We start from the raw sequence: 278 nt of genomic DNA, 5'->3' as shown, positions 1-278 counted from the left end.
AAAACCTTTTCTTGATTGGTTAAAAATTGCTGGACTGGGCTGAACAAACAATCCCAGTCCTTCTTCTTGTATGTTGAAATCCAGAGCTGCTTTGGAGGATGTCGGCAGTTCCAAATACGAATCTGCATCAATGATAACCAAATCAAACGGTTGCAAACCATTTTCCGTCAATTGGTAAACAGGCACAGCCTCAGTATTGAAATATTCAAATTTGTACCTGCCCTTGGTCAGCTGGGAACGTACTACCACGGAATGGCCATTTTCGGCCAAAAAGTTTT

At 41.7% G+C, this 278-nt stretch carries 1 protein-coding gene; it reads right to left on the bottom strand.

Features of this window, described 5'->3' with window-relative positions:
* Positions 1-278, bottom strand: a 278-nt coding sequence (locus ACRHNM_RS16660; RefSeq protein WP_431137742.1) for a hypothetical protein, incomplete at both ends; no start/stop codon positions are given.

The sequence above is a fragment of the Psychroserpens mesophilus genome, assembly GCF_050617655.1.
GTDB classification, from domain to species: Bacteria; Bacteroidota; Bacteroidia; order Flavobacteriales; family Flavobacteriaceae; genus Psychroserpens; species Psychroserpens mesophilus_A.
Note: the sequence above shows the minus strand (reverse complement) of the source record. Positions and strands in the feature narration are given on the sequence as shown.